Source organism: Pedobacter polysacchareus (genome assembly GCF_019802255.1).
GTDB lineage: Bacteria > Bacteroidota > Bacteroidia > Sphingobacteriales > Sphingobacteriaceae > Pedobacter > Pedobacter polysacchareus.
On record NZ_JAHYSS010000006.1, the window covers coordinates 330,479 to 354,392 of the forward strand.

The 23,914-nt window shown below is 41.1% G+C and carries 21 protein-coding genes; 16 read left to right on the forward strand and 5 right to left on the reverse strand.

Annotation, left to right across the window (positions count from 1 at the left end; genetic code table 11):
• Positions 1 to 55: 55 nt before the first annotated feature.
• The 7 genes from K7X70_RS18880 (at position 56) to K7X70_RS18910 (ending at position 8,394) form a co-directional block, all read left to right on the forward strand.
• Complete coding sequence (locus K7X70_RS18880; RefSeq protein ID WP_222538540.1) at positions 56 to 817, forward strand: ROK family protein; 762 nt, start codon at positions 56 to 58, stop codon at positions 815 to 817.
• Positions 817 to 2,229 (forward strand): NADP-dependent phosphogluconate dehydrogenase, encoded by a 1,413-nt coding sequence (gene gnd / locus K7X70_RS18885; RefSeq protein ID WP_222538541.1) that lies wholly within the window; start codon positions 817 to 819, stop codon positions 2,227 to 2,229. The genes K7X70_RS18880 and gnd overlap by 1 nt, the downstream gene beginning before the upstream one ends.
• A gap of 33 nt (positions 2,230 to 2,262) precedes the next feature.
• Positions 2,263 to 3,774 carry a glucose-6-phosphate dehydrogenase gene (gene zwf / locus K7X70_RS18890; RefSeq protein ID WP_222538542.1) on the forward strand — a complete coding sequence of 504 codons (1,512 nt, stop codon included), beginning with the start codon at positions 2,263 to 2,265 and terminating at the stop codon, positions 3,772 to 3,774.
• A gap of 90 nt (positions 3,775 to 3,864) precedes the next feature.
• The gene (gene pgl / locus K7X70_RS18895; RefSeq protein WP_222538543.1) at positions 3,865 to 4,590 is read left to right on the forward strand and encodes a 6-phosphogluconolactonase; all 726 of its coding nucleotides are present in this window, start codon (positions 3,865 to 3,867) and stop codon (positions 4,588 to 4,590) included.
• Between the two features lie 511 nt (positions 4,591 to 5,101).
• The gene (locus K7X70_RS18900; protein WP_222538544.1) at positions 5,102 to 6,613 is read left to right on the forward strand and encodes an Ig-like domain-containing protein; all 1,512 of its coding nucleotides are present in this window, start codon (positions 5,102 to 5,104) and stop codon (positions 6,611 to 6,613) included.
• 27 nt (positions 6,614 to 6,640) lie between these two features.
• The gene (locus K7X70_RS18905; protein ID WP_222538545.1) at positions 6,641 to 7,435 is read left to right on the forward strand and encodes a hypothetical protein; all 795 of its coding nucleotides are present in this window, start codon (positions 6,641 to 6,643) and stop codon (positions 7,433 to 7,435) included.
• Between the two features lie 17 nt (positions 7,436 to 7,452).
• On the forward strand, positions 7,453 to 8,394 hold the full coding sequence (locus K7X70_RS18910; RefSeq protein WP_222538546.1) for a T9SS type B sorting domain-containing protein: 942 nt from the start codon (positions 7,453 to 7,455) through the stop codon (positions 8,392 to 8,394).
• A gap of 84 nt (positions 8,395 to 8,478) precedes the next feature.
• On the opposite strand, the gene K7X70_RS18915 is transcribed toward K7X70_RS18910, so the two are convergent.
• Entirely contained in the window at positions 8,479 to 9,903 is a 1,425-nt protein-coding gene (locus tag K7X70_RS18915) for a RagB/SusD family nutrient uptake outer membrane protein (protein ID WP_222538547.1), read from the reverse strand.
• A gap of 41 nt (positions 9,904 to 9,944) precedes the next feature.
• Positions 9,945 to 13,001 carry a SusC/RagA family TonB-linked outer membrane protein gene (locus tag K7X70_RS18920; RefSeq protein ID WP_222538548.1) on the reverse strand — a complete coding sequence of 1,019 codons (3,057 nt, stop codon included), beginning with the start codon at positions 12,999 to 13,001 and terminating at the stop codon, positions 9,945 to 9,947.
• Between the two features lie 259 nt (positions 13,002 to 13,260).
• Between K7X70_RS18920 and K7X70_RS18925 the strand changes: the two genes are divergently transcribed.
• The 7 genes from K7X70_RS18925 to K7X70_RS18955 all read left to right on the forward strand — a co-directional run bounded on the left by K7X70_RS18925 (position 13,261) and on the right by K7X70_RS18955 (position 18,725).
• Entirely contained in the window at positions 13,261 to 14,397 is a 1,137-nt protein-coding gene (locus K7X70_RS18925) for an NAD(P)/FAD-dependent oxidoreductase (protein WP_255607422.1), read from the forward strand.
• Between the two features lie 3 nt (positions 14,398 to 14,400).
• Positions 14,401 to 15,150, forward strand: a complete 750-nt coding sequence (locus K7X70_RS18930; protein ID WP_222538549.1) for a methyltransferase domain-containing protein — start codon at positions 14,401 to 14,403, stop codon at positions 15,148 to 15,150.
• Positions 15,147 to 16,199, forward strand: coding sequence for a type III polyketide synthase (locus K7X70_RS18935; RefSeq protein ID WP_222538550.1), 1,053 nt, complete (start codon positions 15,147 to 15,149; stop codon positions 16,197 to 16,199). The genes K7X70_RS18930 and K7X70_RS18935 overlap by 4 nt, the downstream gene beginning before the upstream one ends.
• A 24-nt stretch (positions 16,200 to 16,223) precedes the next feature.
• Entirely contained in the window at positions 16,224 to 16,670 is a 447-nt protein-coding gene (locus K7X70_RS18940) for a 3-hydroxyacyl-ACP dehydratase FabZ family protein (protein ID WP_222538551.1), read from the forward strand.
• A complete protein-coding gene (locus tag K7X70_RS18945; protein ID WP_222538552.1) occupies positions 16,663 to 17,940 on the forward strand; it encodes a beta-ketoacyl-[acyl-carrier-protein] synthase family protein in 1,278 nt (425 codons plus the stop codon). The genes K7X70_RS18940 and K7X70_RS18945 overlap by 8 nt, the downstream gene beginning before the upstream one ends.
• A 66-nt stretch (positions 17,941 to 18,006) precedes the next feature.
• Positions 18,007 to 18,261, forward strand: coding sequence for an acyl carrier protein (locus K7X70_RS18950; RefSeq protein ID WP_222538553.1), 255 nt, complete (start codon positions 18,007 to 18,009; stop codon positions 18,259 to 18,261).
• Complete coding sequence (locus K7X70_RS18955; protein ID WP_222538554.1) at positions 18,258 to 18,725, forward strand: 4'-phosphopantetheinyl transferase family protein; 468 nt, start codon at positions 18,258 to 18,260, stop codon at positions 18,723 to 18,725. The genes K7X70_RS18950 and K7X70_RS18955 overlap by 4 nt, the downstream gene beginning before the upstream one ends.
• Before the next feature lie 10 nt (positions 18,726 to 18,735).
• Here K7X70_RS18955 and K7X70_RS18960 read toward each other — a convergent pair whose 3' ends face one another.
• The 3 genes from K7X70_RS18960 to K7X70_RS18970 form a co-directional block, all read right to left on the reverse strand.
• Positions 18,736 to 19,632, reverse strand: coding sequence for a Ppx/GppA phosphatase family protein (locus K7X70_RS18960; protein WP_222538555.1), 897 nt, complete (start codon positions 19,630 to 19,632; stop codon positions 18,736 to 18,738).
• Between the two features lie 5 nt (positions 19,633 to 19,637).
• A complete protein-coding gene (ppk1, locus tag K7X70_RS18965; RefSeq protein ID WP_222538556.1) occupies positions 19,638 to 21,695 on the reverse strand; it encodes a polyphosphate kinase 1 in 2,058 nt (685 codons plus the stop codon).
• Between the two features lie 111 nt (positions 21,696 to 21,806).
• Positions 21,807 to 22,664, reverse strand: a complete 858-nt coding sequence (locus tag K7X70_RS18970; RefSeq protein ID WP_222538557.1) for a hypothetical protein — start codon at positions 22,662 to 22,664, stop codon at positions 21,807 to 21,809.
• A 151-nt stretch (positions 22,665 to 22,815) separates the two neighbouring features.
• Between K7X70_RS18970 and K7X70_RS18975 the strand changes: the two genes are divergently transcribed.
• Together K7X70_RS18975 and K7X70_RS18980 are read left to right on the forward strand one after the other, a co-directional pair.
• Positions 22,816 to 23,307, forward strand: coding sequence for a YajQ family cyclic di-GMP-binding protein (locus tag K7X70_RS18975; protein WP_222538558.1), 492 nt, complete (start codon positions 22,816 to 22,818; stop codon positions 23,305 to 23,307).
• 95 nt (positions 23,308 to 23,402) lie between these two features.
• Positions 23,403 to 23,846: a GNAT family N-acetyltransferase gene (locus K7X70_RS18980; RefSeq protein ID WP_222538559.1), complete on the forward strand. Its 444-nt coding sequence runs from the start codon at positions 23,403 to 23,405 to the stop codon at positions 23,844 to 23,846.
• The last annotated feature ends 68 nt before the right edge of the window (positions 23,847 to 23,914 follow it).

Genomic DNA, 23,914 nt, shown 5'->3' on the forward strand with positions numbered 1-23,914 from the left:
TTTTTGTTATTTTGAGTGTTATTAATACACCGAGCTATCTTTACATCAATTACACATGCCTGCAGCAAAGAAAAACAGCAACATTTTATCCATCGACATAGGTGGAACCAGCATTAAGGCTTGTATTTTAGATGTTAAAGGGGAACTCCTTTCTGAATATACCAAAATTCCTACTCCAAAAAACTCTAGCCCGGAGGTAGTCATCAAATGTATCAAGGAACTGGCTTCAAAGCTGGACCAGTCATTTGTTAAAATTTCTATCGGTTTTCCTGGATATGTGAAATGTGGTGTGGTACTTACCGCTCCTAATCTGGCAAAGAACAAATGGAACAATGTGGACCTTGCCCAACAGATCAGTGATACTTTTGGCAAACCGGTGCGTTTGGTTAATGATGCCGATCAGCAGGCCTTAGGGGTAGTATCAGGAAAAGGTTTTGAAATTGTATTTACAGTAGGCACCGGTTTCGGCACTGCCTTATTATACGACGGCGACCTGCTTCCTCACCTGGAACTCGCACACTTTCCTATCAGCAAGAATAAAGACTACGACGATTACATCGGCGACAGAGGTTTTAACAAAGTTGGGAAGAAAGATTGGAATGAACGCTTACAGCGCGTGATCGAAATTTATAAAACCGTATTTAATTACGATACCCTATATATCGGTGGTGGCAATTCAAAAGAAATTACTTTTCAGTTAGACCCTAACATCATACTCGTTTCCAATAAAGACGGAATCAAGGGTGGTGCAAAGTTATGGGACCTGGAAGATAAATTTCATGTATTTACTACTCACCCTAAAATAAACAACAAATAATGAACAAGTACACTTTAGGAATGATTGGCCTGGGCACGATGGGCCGCAATTTATTGCTTAACATGGCCGACAATGGCTATTCTGTAACCGGTTACGACAAGAGTCCTGACATGTTAAAGAAGCTGGAAGAGGACGGAAAAGCACATCAATTGAAAGGTTTTGCCGTGCTGGAAGACTTTATACAGAGTTTAGAATTGCCAAGAAGAATCGTTCTTCTGGTACCAGCAGGTGCGATTGTAGACAGTGTAATTCAAGAGCTTGTTCCATTATTGGATAAAGGTGACCTGATCATTGACAGTGGAAATTCTCATTTCACAGATACCAGCAGAAGAGCCGAAGAACTTGCAGCACAAGGACTCCATTTCTTTGGTATGGGTATTTCTGGTGGTGAAGAAGGTGCAAGATTTGGTCCTAGTATGATGCCTGGTGGTGACAAAGAAGCTTACAATGCGGTTAAACCAATTCTTGAAGCAGTTTCTGCGAAAGTAAACGGCGATCCTTGTGTAGCATATATCGGCCCTGGTGCTTCTGGTCATTTCGTGAAAATGGTGCATAACGGTATTGAGTATAGTGTAATGCAAATCCTTGCGGAAACTTATGACTTGTTGAAAAACAGCCTTGGTTATAACAACGAGCAGATTTATGCTACTTTCGAAAAATGGAACAACGGCAGGTTGAAGTCCTTCTTATTAGAGGTGACCAAAGACATCTTCAAAGTGAAAGATGTGAAATCTGGTGGTTATCTGATTGATGTGATCAAAGATCAGGCGAAATCTAAAGGTACTGGAAAATGGACTTCACAGGTTTCTATGGATCTGCAATTGCCAATTCCAACGATTAATGAGTCGGTGAGTTCAAGAGATCTTTCTAAATTCAAAACTTTACGCGTTGCTTTAGGTGCAGCATTGCCTCATCCATCACAAAAAGTGGAAAACACTGAAGAATTTGAAGCACATTTAGAGCAAGCGCTTTATTTTGCCATGATCACTTCTTATGCGCAAGGCTTACATTTATTAGCACAAGCTTCTATTGAATATAAATATGAACTGAACTTACAAGAGATCTCACAGATCTGGCGTGGTGGATGTATCATCAGAGCGGTATTGTTAGAAGATATTTATCAGGCTTATAAGAAACAACCTGAGCTTCCTCATTTATACTCAGATGAAAGTATTCAGAAACAGTTAAAAGATATCTTGCCAGGAACTAGAAATGTGGTCATTACTGCTATCCAACATGGTATTGCCGTACCTTGTTATGCTTCCGCTCTGACTTATTATGACTCGTTAAGAACTGCAAATTCGCCTTTAAACTTAACGCAGGCACAAAGAGACTTTTTTGGTGCACATACTTTTGAACGCACAGACGAAGAAGGTATTTTCCATGCCAACTGGAACGAAAATAACCTATAAATAACCCAGTGAACTAATACAACAATTTCACAAATGAAAACAAGCATCAACGTCAACCCAACCATAATCGTCATTTTTGGTGGTACCGGTGATTTAAATTTGCGCAAACTTGCGCCTGCACTTTACAATCTATATGCGGATGGTTTTATGCCGTCAAAATTCGAGATTATTGGTACAGCCCGAAAGAAGCTTACGGATGATGACTTCAGAAAAACACTAATGGGCGGTGTAAACAGCTTTTCAAGGTCCGGTAAGGTGAAAGAAGAGAAGTGGAGCAAATTTGCAGCACATATTTCTTATAGTCCTGTAGATGTGGAAGCGCCGGAAACTTTTGGTGTTTTAAAAGCTAATATTGAAAAGTTCAAGGAGGAATTTGGACCAACAACACAGGTACTTTATTACCTGGCAGTAGCGCCAAACCTTTTCCCACTAATTGCGAAATGTCTTTCTGAATATGAACTGGCAGGTGATGAAGACAATTGCAGAATTGTAATTGAGAAGCCTTTTGGAAGAGATTTAGAGACTGCAAGAGAACTGAATGAGATTCTTACCGGCATCTTTACCGAGAAACAGATCTATCGTATCGACCATTATCTAGGTAAAGAAACTGTACAAAATATCATGGCTTTCCGCTTTGCGAACTCCTTCCTGGAGCCGCTATGGAACCGTACTTATATTGATCACGTACAGATTTCTGTAACCGAGCAATTGGGTGTTGGCGAAAGAGGCGGTTACTATGAAAGTGCGGGTGCATTAAGGGATATGATCCAGAATCACCTGTTGCAATTGCTTTGTCTGATCGGAATGGAAACGCCAATTAACTTTGACGCCGATGAGATCAGAAATAAAAAAGTAGATGTATTGAAAGCGATGCGTCCTTTTAGTCCGGAGGACATCAGGTTTAGTACCGTCCGCGGACAGTATTCTAAGGGATGGGTTGAAGGAAAAGAAGTACCAGGATACAGACATGAAACAGGTGTTGATCCAGATTCTAATACCGAAACATTTGCTGCGATTAAGTTCTTCGTGGACAACTGGAGATGGCAGGGCATTCCTTTCTATGTACGTACAGGAAAGCGCTTGTTCCAGACTTCTTCATTGATCACGATTCAGTTTAAAGATGTACCTCACCAGGTATTCCCTTCTGCGGTAACTGAACACTGGCAGCAAAACAGGCTGATCATCAGCATCCAGCCAGAAATGAGTATCCGTTTACAGGTACAGGCAAAAAGACCAGGTTTAGACATGGTATTAAACCCTGTAGATATGGTTTTCGATTACAAAGGAACGTATTCTTCTCAAGCTCCTGAAGCTTATGAAACCTTGTTATTGGATGTCATGACAGGTGATCAAACGCAGTTTATGCGTGCCGATCAGGTAGAAAGTGCCTGGGAATTGCTAATGCCTATCGTGAATGCATGGGGCACTAAAAAATCATTGAGCTTCCCGAATTATCATGCAGACTCATGGGGTCCGGAAGATGCAGAAGCATTGATTGCCAGAGATGGCTTCCACTGGTTCACTTTACCATTGAAAGAAGATTAAAAACATAAAATAAACATTGTTCAAGAGGCTAATCCTGATACGGTCTACACCGATTTAGGATTAGCCTTTTAGCTAATAAAACAGATACGAATGAACTTATTGATTTATAAAACCCAGGAAGAATTACAGCAGGATTTAGTGGATTATATTGTTGCAATTGCCAACAAAGCGATTGAAGAACAAGGCTATTTCAATTTTGTACTGACCGGGGGCAACTCTCCAAAAGAATTGTACCACTCACTGGCTACAACCTATAAAGATAAAATCGACTGGACTAAAGTATATTTCTTCTTCGGCGATGAACGAAATGTGATGCCTGATCATGAAAGCTATAACGGCTTAATGGCAAAAAGAGCGATGCTCGACCTGCTAGAAATTCCTGCAAATCAGATTTTTTATGTAGATACTACCCTTGCTCCTGAAAAAGCAGCAATCGAGTATACAAAAGCAATTAATGCCCATTTCGATGGTGCTGACCTTTGTTTCGACCTGATTTTGTTAGGTATGGGTGATGATGCACATACAGCTTCCCTATTTCCAGGAACTACCATCCTGAATAATAAAGAGGTAGAAGTAGACTCGGTGTTTGTAGAAAAACTGTCTACTTACCGCATCAGCTTTACTGCTCCTCTAATCAATAAAGCCAAGAATATTGCATTCTTAGTATTTGGTGAGAATAAAGCAAAAGCAGTGAAACATGTGATCGAAGATCAAAAGAAAAACCCAAAGTTATATCCTACACAATTGATTAAGCCAGTAGACGGAAGTGTGACCTGGTTTTTAGATGATGCTGCCGCAGCATTGTTAGATCACTAAGCTATATTTTTAAAATCGGTTGAAAAGACCGGCTTCCAAGCTGGATTGCCGGTCTTTTTTTTGTAATCGCCATGATTTTCGTTAAGCCATCGTTCCGGCTTACAATCTATAAATATTGAGGTGTTTTGAGCACATCATTCCCCAGAAAACAACAAATACTATTGCATTACAAGCAATAATCCGCGTTCCAGGATTAAATTAATTTGACAGCACTATAGTTGTCTTTTAGCGAAACCCTAAAAAAGCGGATCAATTTTTCTAATAAAGAAATATTTACCACATAAATCAACCAAGTAAGGCGTCAATTACGCCTTTTTACTTCCAATAGGAATAAAATACGTAAATCTTAAAACGATAATGAACAATTTGAACAGCCGTTAAACCCTTATTCTCTATTATGTTTGAGGTAATGTAAAAATTAGCTGTTTTATTAGCCTGAGGCTCATAAAACAACCGAAACCTCTCTAAAATGTCTCTGTTCAGTTTAAAAAACTTAAGTAGAAATGGTTTTTTGTTACTATTAACTATTACGTTAATTGTGATCTGGGGAGGCGATGTAAAAGGGCAAACACAAACTTATGCCAATGCTCAGACCAATGGTGTTACTGGAATATGTGTCTTGTGTGGTGTCACTGATCCTACAAACCCTATCAATACTAGCAGCTTAACAGATTATTCCAGTTTTGTTATATCTGTAGGTTTACTTGGCGTATCTGTTCAGCAAACCTTAATCTTTCCTACTGTAAATCCGAATATTGGTTGTGATGAAATCGTTATCCGAATTGGTAGTGGAGCCACGCTTCTAACCGCCAATCTATTAGGAGGCGTAACAGTTCAAACCTATAATGGCGCTGCTGCGAATCCTGATGCAGTTACAGTGAATAGTAGTATTTTAACACTATTAGGGACTGATAATCAAGGAGAAATCAGGTTTAAACCAAGTACCAATTTTGACAGGGTAAGGCTAACCTTATCCTCAGCGCTCGTTGGTGCGCTATCGAATTTTAGAGTTTATTATGCTTATTCTTTAACAGGAAAACCTGTAGTAGCAGCAACTGCTGGAAGCTCCCCTATTTGCATAAATGCATCAACTACATTTACTAATACGACTCCTGATGGGGTATGGTCTAGCTCAAACACTTCAATTGCTACAGTTAATGCTTCTGGGGTAGTTACCGGAGTTAGTGCAGGGACTACAGCAATTAATTATACGGTCACGAATACATCAACAGGATGCTCAACAGTTGCATCACGAAATATTACAGTCAACGCTTTACCTGTAGTTGCTGCGATTACAGGAACATCAACTGCCTGTATCGGTAAAACGACTCAATTATCCAGCACCACTTCTGGTGGAGTCTGGAGCAGCGGAACTCCTGCTGTAGCCACCATAAACAGCAGCGGATTAATAACTGGCGTGACTGCCGGAACTTCTCTCATCACTTACACAGTGACCAATGCAAACGGCTGTGTCGCTACACAAACAGCGACAGTCACCATCAACGACTTACCAGTAGTTGCCGCTATTACAGGAACAATGAGCACCTGTATTGGTAAAACAACTCAGCTAGCCAATACGACAAGTTCAGGCGTATGGAGCAGTGCTAACCCAACGATTGCGACTGTCAACAGTGCTGGTCTGGTGACTGGTGTTGCTGTTGGAACAGCTGCAATTAATTACACAGTAACCAATGGAAATGGCTGTATCACAGTGGTGACTACCAGCGTGGTAATTCATTTGCAACCGGCCCTCCCTGCGATCACTCAGAAAAACTTATGTCTAGGGCAGTCCATTGAACTGAACACCCTAAATCCAAACGATGGAAACGGAACAACAGGTGGCACCTACTCCTGGTCTGCGGTTAGCGCTGGAGGAACTCCTTTAAGTTCTACGCTGGTATCCCCTTCACTTGGCAATACCACCTATTACCTAAGATATACAAAGGACGGTTGTTTTAGCGACAGCAGTGTCCTGATCATTATGCATCCAAAACCGCTTACCCCTCATGTCACTTTAAATTAACCTATATACACTCTTAAAACTTAAATTATGAAAACGAAATTCAAATCCCTGAGCCTAATTGCAATTACGTTCCTCTTATTTGCCTTACCTTTCAGCTCCTCTGCAGCTTCTTTTGCCCTATACTTATGCGGAGGGGCAACAGCTGGACTAATTCCTGATGCTGCTGTAAATGCCACGTTAAAAAGTGGTGATAAAATTATGTGGCAAGAATTCGATGCTGCAGGCAATACACCAATAGGTAGCCCTTCAACTGTTACAGTAGCCACAGATGGTACACCATTGCCCTTTACTGTAGGAACCGGACTAAGTGTAGGCGCTCATTATTTTAAAGTATTTATTATTGCGGTTAACCCAAATAACTGTTCCGGGGATTTATCTGATCCATTCAGTCTTTATGTATTACCTACTGCCGCTGTTACTCTTGGAACTCCTTCACAAACTAGTTTTTGCGAGGCGAACTCTAATCCAACTGTTCAGAATTCAGTAATTACGGCTACCGCTACTGCATTAGATGCGGTACTTACAGATGTGACTTATGCATTTACCTGGACTGCAACAAAAGATGCTGGAGCTGTAACAGATGTGACTACCATCGGAACAATTGGCGCAGTAAATCCTGTAAATGTGAATTCTTTTACGTTAAACAACACTGCAGGACATGGTGCTTATATATTCAAAGCAGCGGTTAAATACGTAGTTGCTCCTGGAAATGGCGTATTAAAATCACCAAGTGATTTAGGTTGTCCTGCAGAATCCGCTGCATCAACAACGATTACTGTAACTCCTAAACCAGGTAAACCAAGTATCCAAATTGCACCATAATCATTAGCTCATAATTAATGTTTAACAGAAAAACAGGTTTTGTGTCAGGTATGCTGTTGCTCAGTGCAACGGCATGCTTTGCGCAATCCAATGGCCAGGCAACAGCAGTCATTCCTGCTGGATCGTCCTTAAAATTGAGGGCCGCTTCTGTTAATGCAGTGAGTTACCAGTGGTTAAAAAACGGCATCGTTATACCTGATGCCACTAACATTGAATATGCCGCTTTCGATCCCGGTATCTACACTGTGATTTCTTACAATACAAGTGGTTGTGCTTCCGACATTTCAGACCCCCTCCTCCTCACTGGCGGGACGGTATTGGTATTGAGTGCAGATGTGATGATCACCAAAAGTTCGGAAAACAAGTCGATCACTGTAAATGATGCTTTTGAATACCTGTTACAAGTGAAAAACAATGGTGTCGGCTCAGCTAGTAATGTGAAAGTTCAGGACATTCTTCCGGAAAACATGGTATTGGAACAGTTACTCCATCCTAGTTTGGGCTACGCCGATTACACATCAGGCAGTAGGACCGTATTATGGGAAATCCCTAAACTCGAGAATGGAGAATCAGCAAACTTAAGAATCAGGGTCAAGCCTTCAAAACCTGGTATGCTGGAAAATACAGCGACTGTTTCCGCCACAGAATCAGATCCTGACCTGTCTAATAACACTTCTACCAACCGGAAATCGGTAACTGATTTAATCATTCCTAATGTATTTACGCCGAACGGGGATGGAAAAAATGACACGTTTACCATTCCAGGATTGGAAAGATATCCTGAAAATGAGCTGAGTATTTTCAATCGTTGGGGATCAGCCGTGCTGGAGAAAAAGCCTTACAAAAATGATTGGGATGGCTCTCAACTATCGGAGGGAACTTATTTCTACCTGCTGAAAGTTAAAATGGCCAATAATACCTGGGAAGTTTACAAAGGATTTGTCACGATTATCCGCTAAAATATAAAACTTGCGCTCGATGATTGAAAAAATCCGGCTCCTCTTCTTGAGGCAACCGGATTTTTCATTTCTAGTTATTTTTCATTAAAAACCATTGTTCTGTGTCAGATTCTCATTTAATGTTCTTTCTGTTTCAGGAACAGGCATTAACAAGTATTTATCTTCCAGAGTGATGTTGTGTAACTTCAGCTGCTGCTGTTTCATCCTGCCCAATCTGAGCAAGTCATACCTCCTTTGTCCTTCGGCAGCAAACTCCCAGCCTCTTTCCTCCACTAAAGCAGTGATAAAATCTTCTTTTGAAGGAGTGGTTATACTGCTTAACGGCAATAAACCAGCTCTATTTCTAACCGCATTGATGCCATTAAATTTATTAGGATCGGCGCTATTCAGCTGATTCATGGCTTCAGACTGCATCAGTAATACATCTGCATAACGCAGAATTACCCAGTTGTTTCTTGCACTATTCCCTTGTCGGGCAGGATCAGTAAACTTCAGGTAGTAGAAATTGGCCGTGCCTGGAACCACACCAATTGTGGCCGCTTTTCTCAAGTCAGTGTTGCTGTAAGATAAAGCAAATGCATTTTCCACATAAAAGGCCTCATTTCCATCATTCGGGAATACCGATTTTGGCAGGTGCATTCTTGGCGTAATTGTCCCTGTACTTGGTGCCAGACCAAACTGAACCACAAAAATCTCTTCCTTGTTACCCACTTTTTTATCGGGATTAAAGACATCAGCAAAAGGCAATAAGGTATAAACAGCAGGACTTACTGCGATGACTTTGTTACAAGCAGCGAGGGCATCCTGATAATCGGTTGCTTCTGCTGCTGTACTCGATGCTCTGGTCAGGTATACTTTTGCCAATAATGCGCTTGCAGCACCACTGGAAACACGCCCTTTACTTGCTGCAGGGATCTTATCTTCTTTCAGACAGTTCGCTTCTGCGAATTTTAAATCTATTAAAATCTGTGTGTACACGTCTTTGATGGGTGTTCTAAAAGGTTTCAAATCATCTGAACCTTCAGTTGCCTTGATCACTAATGGCACATCCCCAAAACTCCTCACCAGGTCAAAGTAAGCCAGGGCACGTAAGAATTTGGCATTACCAACAATATTGTCTCTTATTGGCGCTGAAATCGGGCCCGCTTCTACGTTTTGAATCACGTCATTTGCACGGTTGATCAGTAGATAAGCATTATTCCACCAATTGCTGATCTCTCCATTGGTGGAGGTATAGGTTTGGCTATACAATTCAGGCCTGTTCGTTTGAGGCAATCCGACTTTCATCTGATCGCCGGTCAGGTCATTTACCACCCATACTGTACGACCGTAATATTGCTGCGTTTGCATGATGCTGACCACGCCATTTAATGCCGCATTTGCATCCCCTTCTGTTTTATAAAATTTGTTCTGAGAAATAAAATCGTAAGCATCTTCCTGAAGGAATTTCTTGCAGGAGAACAAATGAAGCACCACTATAGCGGCGATTAGTATATTTATCTTTTTCATTATCTTTTCTTAATAGGATTAAAATCTTAACAGTTGATCAATTAAAAGCCCAGTCTGATTCCTGCAGTATAGGTTCTTGTAGTTGGATAAGCATTATAATCTGTGTTTAAACTTAAACCGTTGCTGAGTGCAAAAGAATTTACTTCCGGATCGTAACCGCTGTAATCCGTGATGGTCAGCAAATTGGTTCCAGTCAAATAAATACTGGCAGATTTAATGGTTTTACCCAATGCTTTGCCAATTGGCAAATTGTAGGCTACTGAAACCGTTTTTAGTCTTAGAAAGCTGCCGTTTTCTACCACATCGCTGGTTACACCTGTCCTCCTACGCAAGGTGGAATTGGCTTTCGGAATGGTATTACTGGTATTTGGCCCGGTCCACCTATTCACTACCGAGGCCAATTTATTGGTGGTAAAATCACCAGATTCCATCTCATACCTGTTGAGGTTTAAAACCTCAGAGCCCTGTACTCCTTGAATAAAAACATTCAGATTTAACCTGCCGTAAGTGAAGTTATTGGTGATTCCATAAATGAAATCTGGTTGCGCATGACCAATAATTTCACGATCCTTCGCATCAATTACTTTATCTCCGGTCAGGTCTGCATAACGCGGATCTCCAGGTAATACTCCTTTAATTCCACTGGCATCGATCTCTGCCTGAGTTTGCCAGATGCCCAAAAACCGGTACCCGTAAAACGACCCAATCGATTCACCTACCCTTAATATACTGGTTCCTCCTGTTCCTGAAGGGAATAATGCACTACTGGCATCCCCAACAAAACGTTCTTTTTCTCCGGCCAGGTCGGTCACTTTATTCCTGTTCATGGAGAAATTAAGATTGGTACTCCATTGGAATTTTTTTCCGTTGACATTCTCCGTGTTCAGTGCCAACTCAAAACCTTTATTTGAAACCCCACCGGCATTCAATAAAATACTGGCATAACCTGCAGTTCTTGGCACAGAAACATTAAGCAATAGATCTTTTGTCTTTTTGCTGTAGTAATCGGCAGTTAATGAAATCCTGTTATTGAAAAAGGCAAGGTCTACACCCAGATCAAATGAAGCGGTAGATTCCCAGGCCAGATTGGGGTTAGGGATGTTATTCGGCGATACACCTACCACACGGTTTCCGCCCAATGTGGCACCATTCACGCTATAACGCGCAATAGATTGGTAAGGATCGATCTCCTGATTACCCGAAATACCATAACTGGCCCTCAGTTTCAGGTCGCTCACAAATGGCATCGTTTTCATAAAATCCTCTTCTATGACACGCCATGCCACCGCTCCTGAAGGGAAATAACCCCATTTATTATTCAGGCCAAATTTCGATGAACCATCAGCACGCATGGTGAACGTCACCAGATATTTGTCCATTAAACGATAATTAACACGACCAAAGAAGGAAGCCAGATTATTTTTAACTTTTCCAGAGCCGGGAACCAGCACATTTGCACCGATGCCAATATTATCAGCACCCAGCACATTCGTGAAAAAATTATTACTCGCCGCAAAGAAATCTGTGTTATAGAATTCCTGCATACTGAATCCACCGATCACATTGATCGCATGGTCTTTATTAATTTGCTTGTCGTAGGTCAACGTATTTTCATTTACCCAGCTGATGTTATCAGCATATTCTTTTCTGGCATTACCGAGTGTATTGCTGCCTACAAACAGATCGGAAGGCACATAAAAATCTCTGGTTTGCAGATTAAAATCTGTACCGAATGTTGATTTCCATTTCAAGCCTTTAATAATCTCATATTCTCCATAGAAATTGACTAAACCGCGTAGATTCTTGTATTGATTTTTTGTTTTATTGGCATAAGCAACTGGGTTTCCCAAAGCAAAGGCGTAACCTGTAGGGCCATTTTGAAAGGTATAATCTCCTCCTGTATACACAGGAACCGCAGGATTAATCCGGAGGGCATCCAATAAAACCCCGCCACCAGAGCCACCACTGGTATTCACCAATGCACGTTTATCAAGGCCTGCAGTAAGGTTTGAAGTAAATCCGAAGTTCAGTTTCTCCCCAACTTTTTTATCCAGGTTAAAACGGACAGATGCTCTTTTATAGCCGGAATTGATGATAATACCTTCCTGGTCAAAGTAATTCATGCTCAGGTTGTATTTCGTATCTGTCGTTCCTCCGATAAAATTAAGCTGGTAATTACTGATCGGTGCAGTTCTAAAGATCTCATCCTGCCAATCTGTGCCTTTTCCCAAAGTGGCCAGCTGCGCATCGGTATAAGGTAAGGCCTTTGCAGACGCTGGAGTTTCGATATTGGTTAGCCTTTGTGCATCATTCAAAAAGTTGGCATACTCGGTTGCATCCATCATTTTGTAAGGATTTCTTACCTTTTGAAGACCGTAATAGGCTTCAAAATTGATCGCCGACTGGCCCGCAGTACCTTTCTTGGTCGTCACGATCACAACACCATTTGCGCCCCTGCTGCCATAAATAGCAATAGAAGAAGCGTCCTTCAAAATATCAATGGATAGAATATCATTCGGGTTGATGGAGCTTAAATTCCCTGCTCCAGGAAATCCATCGATTACAAATAAAGGCTCGTTACTAGAGTTAATGGAGTTGGTACCACGAATTCTTAAACTTACCGTTCCACCTGGCTGAGACTGTGTTTGGGTAACCTGCACCCCACTTGCGCGTCCTTGAATCATTTGATCCACACGCGTGATCGGCACGTTTTCCAGGCTTTTTGCCGTAATGGAAGAAACGGCACCCGTCAGGTCTTTTTTCTTCTGGGTGCCATAACCGACTACCACAATTTCGTCCAGGTCGGTATTGTCTTCGGCAAGAATGATATTGATCTGCCTGCCGGCAACAGTATAATTTTGTGTGCTGAAACCAATACTGGTAAATATCAGCACATCCCCGTTTTTAGCCGCAATAGAAAACTGACCATCGGCATTGGTTAATGTTCCAAGTCCGGAGTTCTTCAGTTTTACGGAAACACCGGGAATCGGATTGTTCGATTTATCTTTAACCGTACCAGTCAGGGGTATGGTCTGGGCAAATGCAATCATGCAGCAGAATTGTAGAAAAGCAATAAGAAGTGTGATTCTTTTCATCATAATATATTTGGTTTTGGTGATTAGTTGCTGGTTTTTATGGATGGTGCTCAAATATTGCAGCAGAAGTTCTCCATTGAAATTTTCAATAGAAGGGGGCGATACTTTCGGGAAAGTATGCGTTCATGAATTAGATATTTGGCAATCCAATGTAGGAATCGGCAGGATCACCAAGGGGTGAAATTCTTAAATCAATAGGAGGAAAATTATAAAATAAGTTAAAAAACAAATCATTAATGCCTTATGTTATTAGCAATAGCTGATGAAAACAATGGAATCTAAGGTAGAGGTACTTATTATAGGAGCTGGACTATCCGGATTGACGGCAGCGCTTCATTTTTTAAAATCGGGATTCCCCGTTACCCTGATAGAAAAAGCGACCTATCCTCATCATAAAGTTTGCGGCGAGTACTTGTCAAATGAAGTATTGCCTTATCTGGAATGGCTGGGGATTGATTTGAACCTCTTGTCTCCAGTACCAATTCATCAATTTCAATTTTCTACCGATGACGGAAAACTGTTAGCGACTACTTTGCCTTTGGGTGGTTTAGGGATAAGCAGATATGCTTTAGATCATTTTCTTTTTCAGACTGCAGTAAGCAGGGGTTGTCAGATCTTACAGGATACCGTAATGGACCTGAGTTTTAAAGATGACTTGTTTCTTGTGAAAATGGCAAATCATGGCCCGATTACGGCGAAAATTGTAATTGGTGCTTACGGCAAACGGGATAGCCTGGATCAAAAACTATCCCGCAGCTTTATTCAAAAGAAATCACCCTGGCTCGCTATAAAGGCACATTATGAAGGGGCCTTCCCTGATGATCTGGTAGGCCTCCACAATTTTGAAGGTGGCTACTGCGGCGTTTCAAAAGTTGAAAATGACAGGATCAATATTTGCTACCTTGTTGACTATGCTATTTTTAAAAAGTATAAAAGCATCCCAGAACACCGTTTGCAGGTACTTTATAAAAATCCTCATTTGAGAAGAATATTTGAAACTTCGAAACCCTTGTTTGATCCACCTTTAACCATTGGACAAATATCTTTTGAGAAGAAAACAGTCATAGAAAACCATGTACTGATGATTGGTGATACCGCCGGTCTGATCCATCCTTTTTGTGGAAATGGAATGGCAATGGCCATTCATAGTGCAAAACTTTGTGCATCCAGCGTGATCGCCTATCTGGAAGGAGGATCGTTATCCAGGTCAAAACTGGAAAAACAATACCGAACCCTTTGGAATCAAAATTTCCTGAGTCGCATCACTGCAGGAAAACTAATGTCTGGAATTTTAAGAAAAAAACAACTGACCAGTAAATTCATGCGTATATTAATAAAATATCCTTTTCTATTGTCCATGATGATCAAGCAAACCCACGGCAAACCAATAATACCCTAAGCAATGGTAGATACCACTTACAGAAGCGAATTGCCGGAAATCATGGATAACTTTTCCATGGAAGGAGAAATATTAAAAGACGCACTCGACAAAATAGCAGGAATTAACCAGTTGCTGGGAGGTAACAAAGTGACGCTTGATGGGGTAAAAAAACTGCTGAATGATGCGAGGTCTCCCTTAAATAAGCCAGCAGCAACAGGAGCTACCGCACACAGCACAACGATCAGTATACTTGATGTAGGTTGCGGCAATGGAGATATGCTACGTGTTTTAGCGGATTACGCCGACAGGCATCAGTTAAAATTCAAACTCAAAGGCATAGATGCCAATGCTTTCACCATTCAGCATGCCAGCCAGCTCTCCGCTTCTTATGAGAACATCAGCTATGAATGTATAGACATTTTCGACAAATCCGCCTTAAATGTCCCTTATGATATTATTTTATGCACGCTTACTTTACATCATTTTAAAGACACAGAACTCCTGCATTTACTATCTATTTTTAAAGAAAATGCAGGTTTAGGCATTGTCATTAATGATTTACAACGCAGTACGATTCCATATTACCTGTTTATCGCCTTATGTTTCGCTTTCCGGCTCAATAAAATGTCAAAAGAAGACGGACTGATTTCTATCTTAAGGGGATTTAAAAGAAAAGATCTGGAACAATACGCCAATCAATTGAAACTAGTAAACACCTCCATCCGTTGGAAATGGGCATTCCGTTACCAATGGATTATCCCGACCATATGAGCGTAAAAATTACAACAGTAGCAAAAGCAATTCCTGAATTTTCACGAACAACCAGCGAAATTCTCCCCTTTCTTGACAGCTGGCTGGATGGACAGGATGAGCGTTTCAAAAGAAAAGTCAAGAAAGTTTTTGAGAATGCCATGGTGGACCGGCGATATTCTATCATGTCGCCAGAGGATGTTTTTGGAAAAACATCTTTTGAAGAACGCAATGACCTGTACATCAGGGAAGGCATCAAACTTGGTACGACCTGTTTAAGGGAGGCGCTGGCCAAAGCAAATTGGAAATCTACCGACCTGGATTATATCATTACCGTCAGCTGTACCGGGATCATGATTCCTTCTTTAGACGCTTATCTGATCAATGCTTTAAACCTTCGACAAGACATTGTGCGTCTTCCGGTGACTGAGATGGGCTGTGCTGCAGGCATCTCCGGCATTATTTACGCTAAGAACTTCTTAAAAGCAAATCCTGGAAAGCGAGCAGCTGTTGTAGCAGTAGAATCCCCAACAGCCACCCTGCAGCTGAATGATTTTTCTATGGCCAATATGGTCAGTGCCGCTATTTTTGGCGATGGTGCAGCCTGTGTCTTATTGTCAGCGGATGAAAATGACTCCGGTCCTGAAATCATTGGAGAAGAAATGTATCATTTCTACAATTCCGAGCAGCTCATGGGTTTTCATTTGAGTAATACCGGCCTAAAAATGGTGCTGGACGTAGAGGTTCCGGAAAACATAGCCGCTCATTTTCCGGAAATCATTCATCCATTTCTAAAAAAACACGACTTATCTCTGGAAGATATTGATCATTTGATCTTCCATCCAGGGGGAAAAAAGATCATTCAGGTGGTAGAAGAACTTTTCGGAAATTCCGGAAAAAACATCCTGGATACCAAAGAAATATTGCGGCAATACGGGAATATGTCTAGTGCGACCGTCCTATATGTTCTGGAACGTTTTATGGACAAGCAGCCGAAAAAAGGAGATTTTGGTCTGATGCTCAGCTTTGGACCGGGTTTTTCTGCACAGAGAATATTATTAAAGTGGTAACTTTACCGGATAATTGAAACAAACATGAACAAAGAAGAAATCCTAACCCACTTACCTTATAGCAAGCCATTTTTATTTGTTGACGAACTATTATCTATTGATGAAAATGGTTCTGTTGGAACTTACACCTACGATAAAGACCTTGATTTCTACAAAGGACATTTCAAAGATAACCCGGTAACTCCAGGTGTAATTTTAACGGAAACTATGGCACAGATCGGACTGGTTTGCCTGGGAATTTTCCTGACTGCCACTGCCACTTCCGGACTTCCAGGACACGTGATGCTGACCTCAACCGCCATTGATTTCATGAAACCAGTTTTCCCGGGAGAAAAAGTAACTGTAACTACTGAAAAAGTATATTTCCGCTTCAAAAAGCTACATTGTAATGTTCAAATGACCAATGCAGCAGGAGAAGTAGTTTGTAAAGGAACGATTTCCGGAATGGTAACCAATAAAATGAATGCCTAACAGAGTGGTCATAACGGGTATGGGTGTAGTTGCACCAAATGGAGTTGGTTTAACTCCATTTCTTGAGGCTATACAGAACGGCCGTTCCGGCATCAGTTACCATCCCTTATTGGCCAGCCTTGAATTTTCCTGTCAGATTGCAGGTACGCCTGTACTTTCTGAGGCCTTAATTGCCAGCTATTTCTCTGAACTTGAATTGAGAAACTTCAACAGTTCAGGTATCTTATATGGCGTTATCGCAGCAATGGACGCCTGGAAAGATGCAGGACTAACCATTGAAACTTCTGCAGAACCGGATTGGGAGAGCGGGACAATATTTGGCAGCGGCACTTCCGGAGTAGATAAATTCCGGGAGGCCATTTACAAAATCGATGCCCTGCAAACCCGCAGGTTAGGCAGCAATGTAGTTTCCCAAACAATGGCCAGCGGCATCAGTGCTTATATCGGTGGAAAGCTGGGACTAGGCAACCAGGTCAGCAGTAACTCATCGGCTTGTACAACTGGCACAGAAAGCATTTTAATGGCTTATGAGCGCATTAAATCCGGACAAGCGACTAGGATGCTTGCGGGAAGCACAAGCGACAGCGGGCCTTATATCTGGGCCGGATTTGATGCAATGAAAGTTTGTACATTTAAGCATAATGAATCTCCGGAAAAGGGTTCCCGGCCGATGAGCGCCAGTGCCAGCGGATTTGTGCCCGGAAGCGGGGCCGGTGCATTTGTTGTGGAATCGCTGGATAGTGCCTTGGCCAGAGGCGCTAGAATTTATGCAGAAATCCTGGGTGGGAATATCAACTCCGGCGGACAAAGAGGTACAGGTACCATGACTGCCCCAAATGCAATGGCAGTACAGCGCTGTATCCGCAAAGCGATTCAAGACGCAGGGATCCAGGCCAGCGAAATCGACCTGATCAACGGACACCTCACCGCGACCTCAAAAGATACCTTAGAGATCCAAAACTGGTCTGAAGCACTGGAAAGGTCCGGCGAAGATTTTCCTTATATCAATTCTTTAAAATCAATGGTCGGGCATTGCCTGAGTGCTGCAGGCAGCATTGAATGTGTGGCTGCCCTATTGCAGATGGAGCAGAGTTTTATCGCCCCAAACCTCAATTGTGAAGACTTGAACCCAGCCATCACCGCATTGATTTCGGCCAATAAAATTCCCCAGAAACAAATCCCTCATCCCATCCGTATTCTTGCGAAAGCCAGCTTCGGTTTTGGAGATGTCAATGCCTGTATCATTTTTAAAAAACATATTGACCACTGAGCTGTTTGTAAGAAACACCATCTATGACCCATCAATATGTTAGCCATACCATTTCACAAAGAAAACATGGACAGATCCGTTTTACTCTCCAAATTAAAAGTCATTGTTGCCAATTACAGCCATGACAATGACGCTTTAGAGTACCTCAATGAAAGCACAGACTTCATTAAAGACCTTAAAATTAATTCCGCCAACCTGGTAGATGTGGTCTTAGACGTGGAAGAAGAATTTGATATCGAAATCGACAACCTGTCGATGGAGAGAATGATCAATGTAAGTGCGGCGATGGAAATCATCAGCGACAAATTGAAAGAAAAATGATAGGAAATGATATTGTTGATTTGCGACAGGCCATGCTGGAAAGCAACTGGCGCAGAAAGGGATATCTGGGCAAACTATTCTCCACAAAAGAACAAAATTGGATTCTGAAAGCTAAAGATCAAACGCAAATGGTTTGGTTGTTATGGAGCATGAAAGAATCGGCCTATAAAATTCATTCCCGGAGGAACAACTGGCGCGCATTTGCTCCTTTAAAACTGATTTGTCAGACTCTGGAAATCAAAGGAGAACGGGTTACCGGCAGCGTGCAATGTGAAAATATTACGTTCTTCACGCAAAGCATGCTCAGTCAGCATTTCATTCATACTGTTGCAACAGAGCAATACCCCTTGCCCGCTATTAAAGTGAGTATTAGCAGCTATAATCCCATGGATCCAAGTTATAGAAATACGGATCCGGCCACAGTGAGTCACCATGGCCGATACCTGGCATTGGCCTATTTATAATTGGCCAGTTTTATTTGTAGCTCTGCTGACTTAAGTTTTCTTCAATCAAAAGATTGATAATCCCATCGGCAAGTCCAACTTTTGGCACATATATCTGCTTGATTCCCGTCCATTTTAACAAGGTGATGTAAATCTCACAAGCCGGAATAATGACATCCGCACGATCTGGATTTAAGCCAAATACCTGGATCCTTTCTTTTAAAGAATGACCGTTCAGGTTATTGTAAAGAGTCTTCAATTTCAAAAAAGACATTGGCATCCCTTCTTTCTCATCAGACATCCGGTAAAGCTTGTTGATGTTTCCACCAGTACCGATAGCGGCAAGGTTTTTTAATGATTTTGTGTTTTCTTTGACCCACAATTTCATCTCTTCCCAGGTCTCTTCCCTATCCTGATTGTCCAAAATCCTGATCGTTCCAATATCAAAAGATTTCGAAGCCACTGGAATGCGGTTTACAAATACGGAAAGTTCCGTACTTCCTCCACCTACATCAATATATAAATAGCTTTTTTTATTGTCGAGTGTTTCCTCAATATGGTTGGCATAAATGATGTTCGCTTCTCTTTGCCCATGGATAATTTCCAGATCAAGGTTACATACTTCTTTTACCTGCTTGATGATTTCTGCTCCGTTTTCTGCTTCACGCATGGCCGAAGTAGCGCAAGCGAGGTATTTAGACACCTGATATACATCCATCAGGTTTTTAAATGCACTCATGGTTTTTAGTAGATCTTCCGTTTTTCTCTTAGAGATGTGGTGATCTAAAAAAGCATCGTCTCCCAAACGCAAAGGAACCCTGATCAATGTGTTTTTCTTAAAGCCAAAACCTTCCTCAGTTTTAGTGATGTCGGCAATTAACAACCTCACGGCGTTCGACCCTATATCTATAGCAGCATATCTAAGCATTGGCTTTATTGGTGTTTATTTTTTAAGTAATTATAGGTTTGAACCTGCGCCCTTACCTTTGTTTTAATTCGATTTTTATGGTATTTATTGTTGTTCATTTTGGTGATATCCCGGGCTTTCACATTGTCCTGAAGCTGGAATTCAATGATGTCACGAATTTCCTGTTTCACCTCTTCGTCCAATACCGGAAAACCAACCTCTACACGGTGTTCGAAATTCCTGCTCATCAGATCTGCAGAAGAAAGAAACATCTCTTCTTTACCATTATTCCCGAAAATGAAAACCCTGGCATGCTCCAAAAATTTGTCGATGATACTGATGACTGTGATATTTTCACTAAAACCAGCTACCCCCGGCACCAAGGTACAGATTCCTCTCACGATCATCTTTACCTTAACCCCTGCATTGCTGGCTTCATACAACTTCTCTACGATCCCTTCATCCGCAAGACTGTTTACTTTCAGGATCATGTAAGCAGGTTTTCCTGATTTGGCGATCTTAATCTCCCGGTCGATCAATTGATAAAATTTGGTGCGTGATTCCAGCGGGGAAACGATCAGATGCTTAAATCCGCTGACCACCGTTTTTTTATTCAAGCCATCAAACAGCTTCACCAGGTCCTGTGTAATTTCCTTTTTTGCCGTGAAAATACTATGGTCACAATAGATGCCTGCGGTTTTTTCATTGAAATTACCTGTGGCCAGGTTGGCATAATAAACAGCCTTCCCTTTTTCCATTCGTTTCACTAAACAGATTTTCGAATGTACTTTATAATCCGTCAATCCATAATTGACATTTACCCCTTCTTCTTTTAATCTCGTACTCCAGAAAATATTCGCCTTTTCATCAAATCTTGCTTTTAACTCTACCAGACAGTTTACCTTTTTACCGTTTTTAGCGGCATTGATTAAGGCGTTAACCACTTTTGAGTTTTCAGCAAGGCGATAAAGGGTGATGTTAATCTCTGTCACCTTTGGATCAATTGCCGCTTCCCTTAAGAACAAAATGATATAATCATAAGATTGGTAAGGTAAGTTTACCAGGTAATCTTTATCTGCCAGCTTATTGAAAATACTTTCTGTACGGTGTAATCCAGCTACTTTCAAAGGAACATTTGGCGGATATTCCAGCTCTTTTCCCCCCACATTCGGGAAGGCAATAAAATCACCAAAACGATGGTATCTATTTCCAGGAATCAAGCTCTCCGCTTCGATCTTCATCTTATTCAACAATACAGTCAGCATCTCGAAAGGCATTTCCGTATCGTATAAAAGTCGCATAGGTTTCCCTCTTTTTCGCTTATCCAGACTACTCTTTAATTCTTCGATAAATTTATCACTGACTCTTTTATCGATATCTAATTCTGCATCTCTGGTCAGTTGTATAGAAAAAGCGTCAATTACATCATAATTAAATACATAAAAAATATCGTCCAGACAGTATTTAATAATATCCTCAGCCAATATGATAAACTTTAATCCATTGGTTTCTGGTAAGACAAGGAATCGGGGAAGATTTGGGGGCAATTCTATGAGTGCATATCTGGCACTTGTTTTAGAAGATGCCTTTGAAAGGCGCACGAAAAAATAAAGATACCTGTCTTTTAGCTCTGGGAAGGGTTTTTCCAGATCGATCATAATGGGCACCAGGTTGGAAAGGATTTTATCTCTAAAATGGTTCCTTACAAACTCGCCTCTAGCCACATTCAACTGTGTTTCATTGAGGATAAAAATCCTGTTCTGTGCCAGTTCATTGATCAATGTGGCTTGGAAAAGCAGTTCAAATTTCCGCTCCTGTCTCACCACAATATTCTTTATTTCATTTAGGATCTTTTTAGGGTTGAAACCCAATAAAGCCTTCGCTTTTTCATTTAGATTTGCCAAACGGCTCATAGTGGCTACCCTCACCCTATAAAACTCTTCCAGATTGGAAGAAAAGATAGAAAGGAATTTGATCCTTTCTATCAAGGGTACAGTTTCATCTGCCGCTTCCTGCAAAACCCGCTCGTTAAAATATAACCAGCTAATCTCTCTATTTAGGAATGGTGCCTTTTTTCGTGTCATGTATAAATAAAAAAATCCCTGTAAGAAACAGGGATGCTCAAAACTGCAAATTCTATTGTTAAGTCAGTGTTAATTATCACCTCCTCATAGAATTAAAACTTAACCTCCCCGTTATTTGCTTTCTACGGCGTCTTTTGCAGGGGTTGAATCCATTGCTGCTGGTTTTTCCACCGCTGATCCAGCAGGCGCATTGCCTGATTCAGGTGCTTTTTCCGGAGCTTTAGCCGCTACAGGAACCGTCGCTTTTTTAGCAGGTCTGCCTACACTGGATTTTGTTACAGGTGCTTTTGCAGCTGGTGTTTTTGTTGCAGCAGGTTTTGCGGCAGTTGTTTTACTGGCAGCAGGTTTCGCCGCAGCAGGTGCTTTCGCAGCCGTTTTAGCTGGAGCTTTCGCTGCAGCAGGTTTTGCTTTTGCAGCTGTTTTAACACCAGCAGCAGATTTTTGAACAGCGCCATTTACTGCCTCAGTCATGTCTTTCTTTACTACAGCCGCTTTTTCAGCTGTTGTTTTAGCCATAGATTTTGCTTTAACTACTGCTTTTTTTAAGGGCTTAGCTAAGGCAACAGCGGCTTTTTCTTCCGTAGCAATCGCCGCAACTTTTACGCTTTGAACCACAGGTTTAGCTTTCGCTACTGCTTTCTTAACTACTTTCTTAGCTTTCTTTACATCCTTATTCAGCTCTTTTTTCAAAGCTTTAGCCTTTTTCTCTGCTTTCTTTTTCAAAGGCTTATTGGCTTTCGCTGCTTCTTCCAGTTTTTGATTTACAGCTTCTTTCACTTCAAGGAATTTCGTCGACAATTTTTTCGCGACTACTTTACTGGCTTTCGCAATGTCATCACCAATTTTCTCTGCATCATGTCCCAAATGTTTTACCACTTCGAAAAACTTCTCACTTAGACTTTTCTCCAATTGCTTTTTCGCTGCACTTTTAGCAACTTTCTTTTCTACTCTTGATTTTTTGCCTTTCATATTCTTTTATTTATAAGTTTTTAGGTTGATCAGATAAATAGGACACTGCTCAGTTCATATTCCTTGTTTAATGTTTATATTTGTAAGGATCACCCATTAAGGGTTAAATTTCAATTAAATCTAATATTTTTTTTATTCTAAAGCTATAATCATGCCCACTTTCGATATTGTAAGTAAAGTTGACGCGCAAACATTTGATAACGCGATGAACAATGCCAAAAAAGAAATCCTAAATCGTTATGATTTCAATACTTCTAAAAGTACAATTGATCACGATAAGAAAACTAACCAGATCACGATTGTTACTGAAGATGATATGCGTTTAAAAGCTATTCAGGATGCTATCATCTCTAGAATGGTTAAACAGGGGCTGGATTCCAACAGTTTGGACTTTGGAAAAGAAACCTATGCTTCTGGAAATATGATCAGAAAAGAGATTTCTATCAAAGAAGGTATTGATAAAGAAACTGCTAAAAAAATCGTTGCAAAAATAAAGGCCAGTGGATTAAAAGTTCAGGCGTCTATGATGGATGACCAGGTTCGAGTACAGAGTAAGAGCATTGATGACCTACAGGGTGTCATTGCACTTTGTAAATCGGAAGATTTTGGCCAGCCATTACAGTTCATTAACATGCGTAATTAAACATTACTGCTCCAACGGTCCCCGTATTTTCAACGCGGTGACCGTTGATTTCTCTCTTCATTTTTTTCAAACCCGTATACCAAAAACACGAGCCAATGGAAATTATTGATAGTGGATTTGTTTATTCTGATGATCCTCAGAAAATTGATCCGATTGCCATTCATCATTTTTTAAGTACCCAATCTTATTGGGCACAAAATATCCCGCTGGAAACGGTAAAAAAGTCTATTGCACATTCTCTATGTTTTGGCATTTATACGGAAGAAAAACAGGTTGGTTTTGCAAGATGGATTACCGATCGGGCAACCTTTGCTTATATGGCAGATGTGTATGTAGAAGAGATTTACCGCGGACAAGGCCTGGCAAAAAAGCTGATGTCATTAATGCTTTTTCATCCAGATCTGCAGGGATTAAGGAGATATATGCTGGCTACAGTGGATGCCCATGGCTTATATACACAATTTGGATTCAAACAGATTGACCACCCGGATCGGCTGATGGCTATCGTCATTAAAGACCCCTACCTGGATAACATATAGTAAAAAGCCAATTGAAGCACAAAGCCCATTAAAGATTGAACCATTAATGGGCTTTATATTATACAATT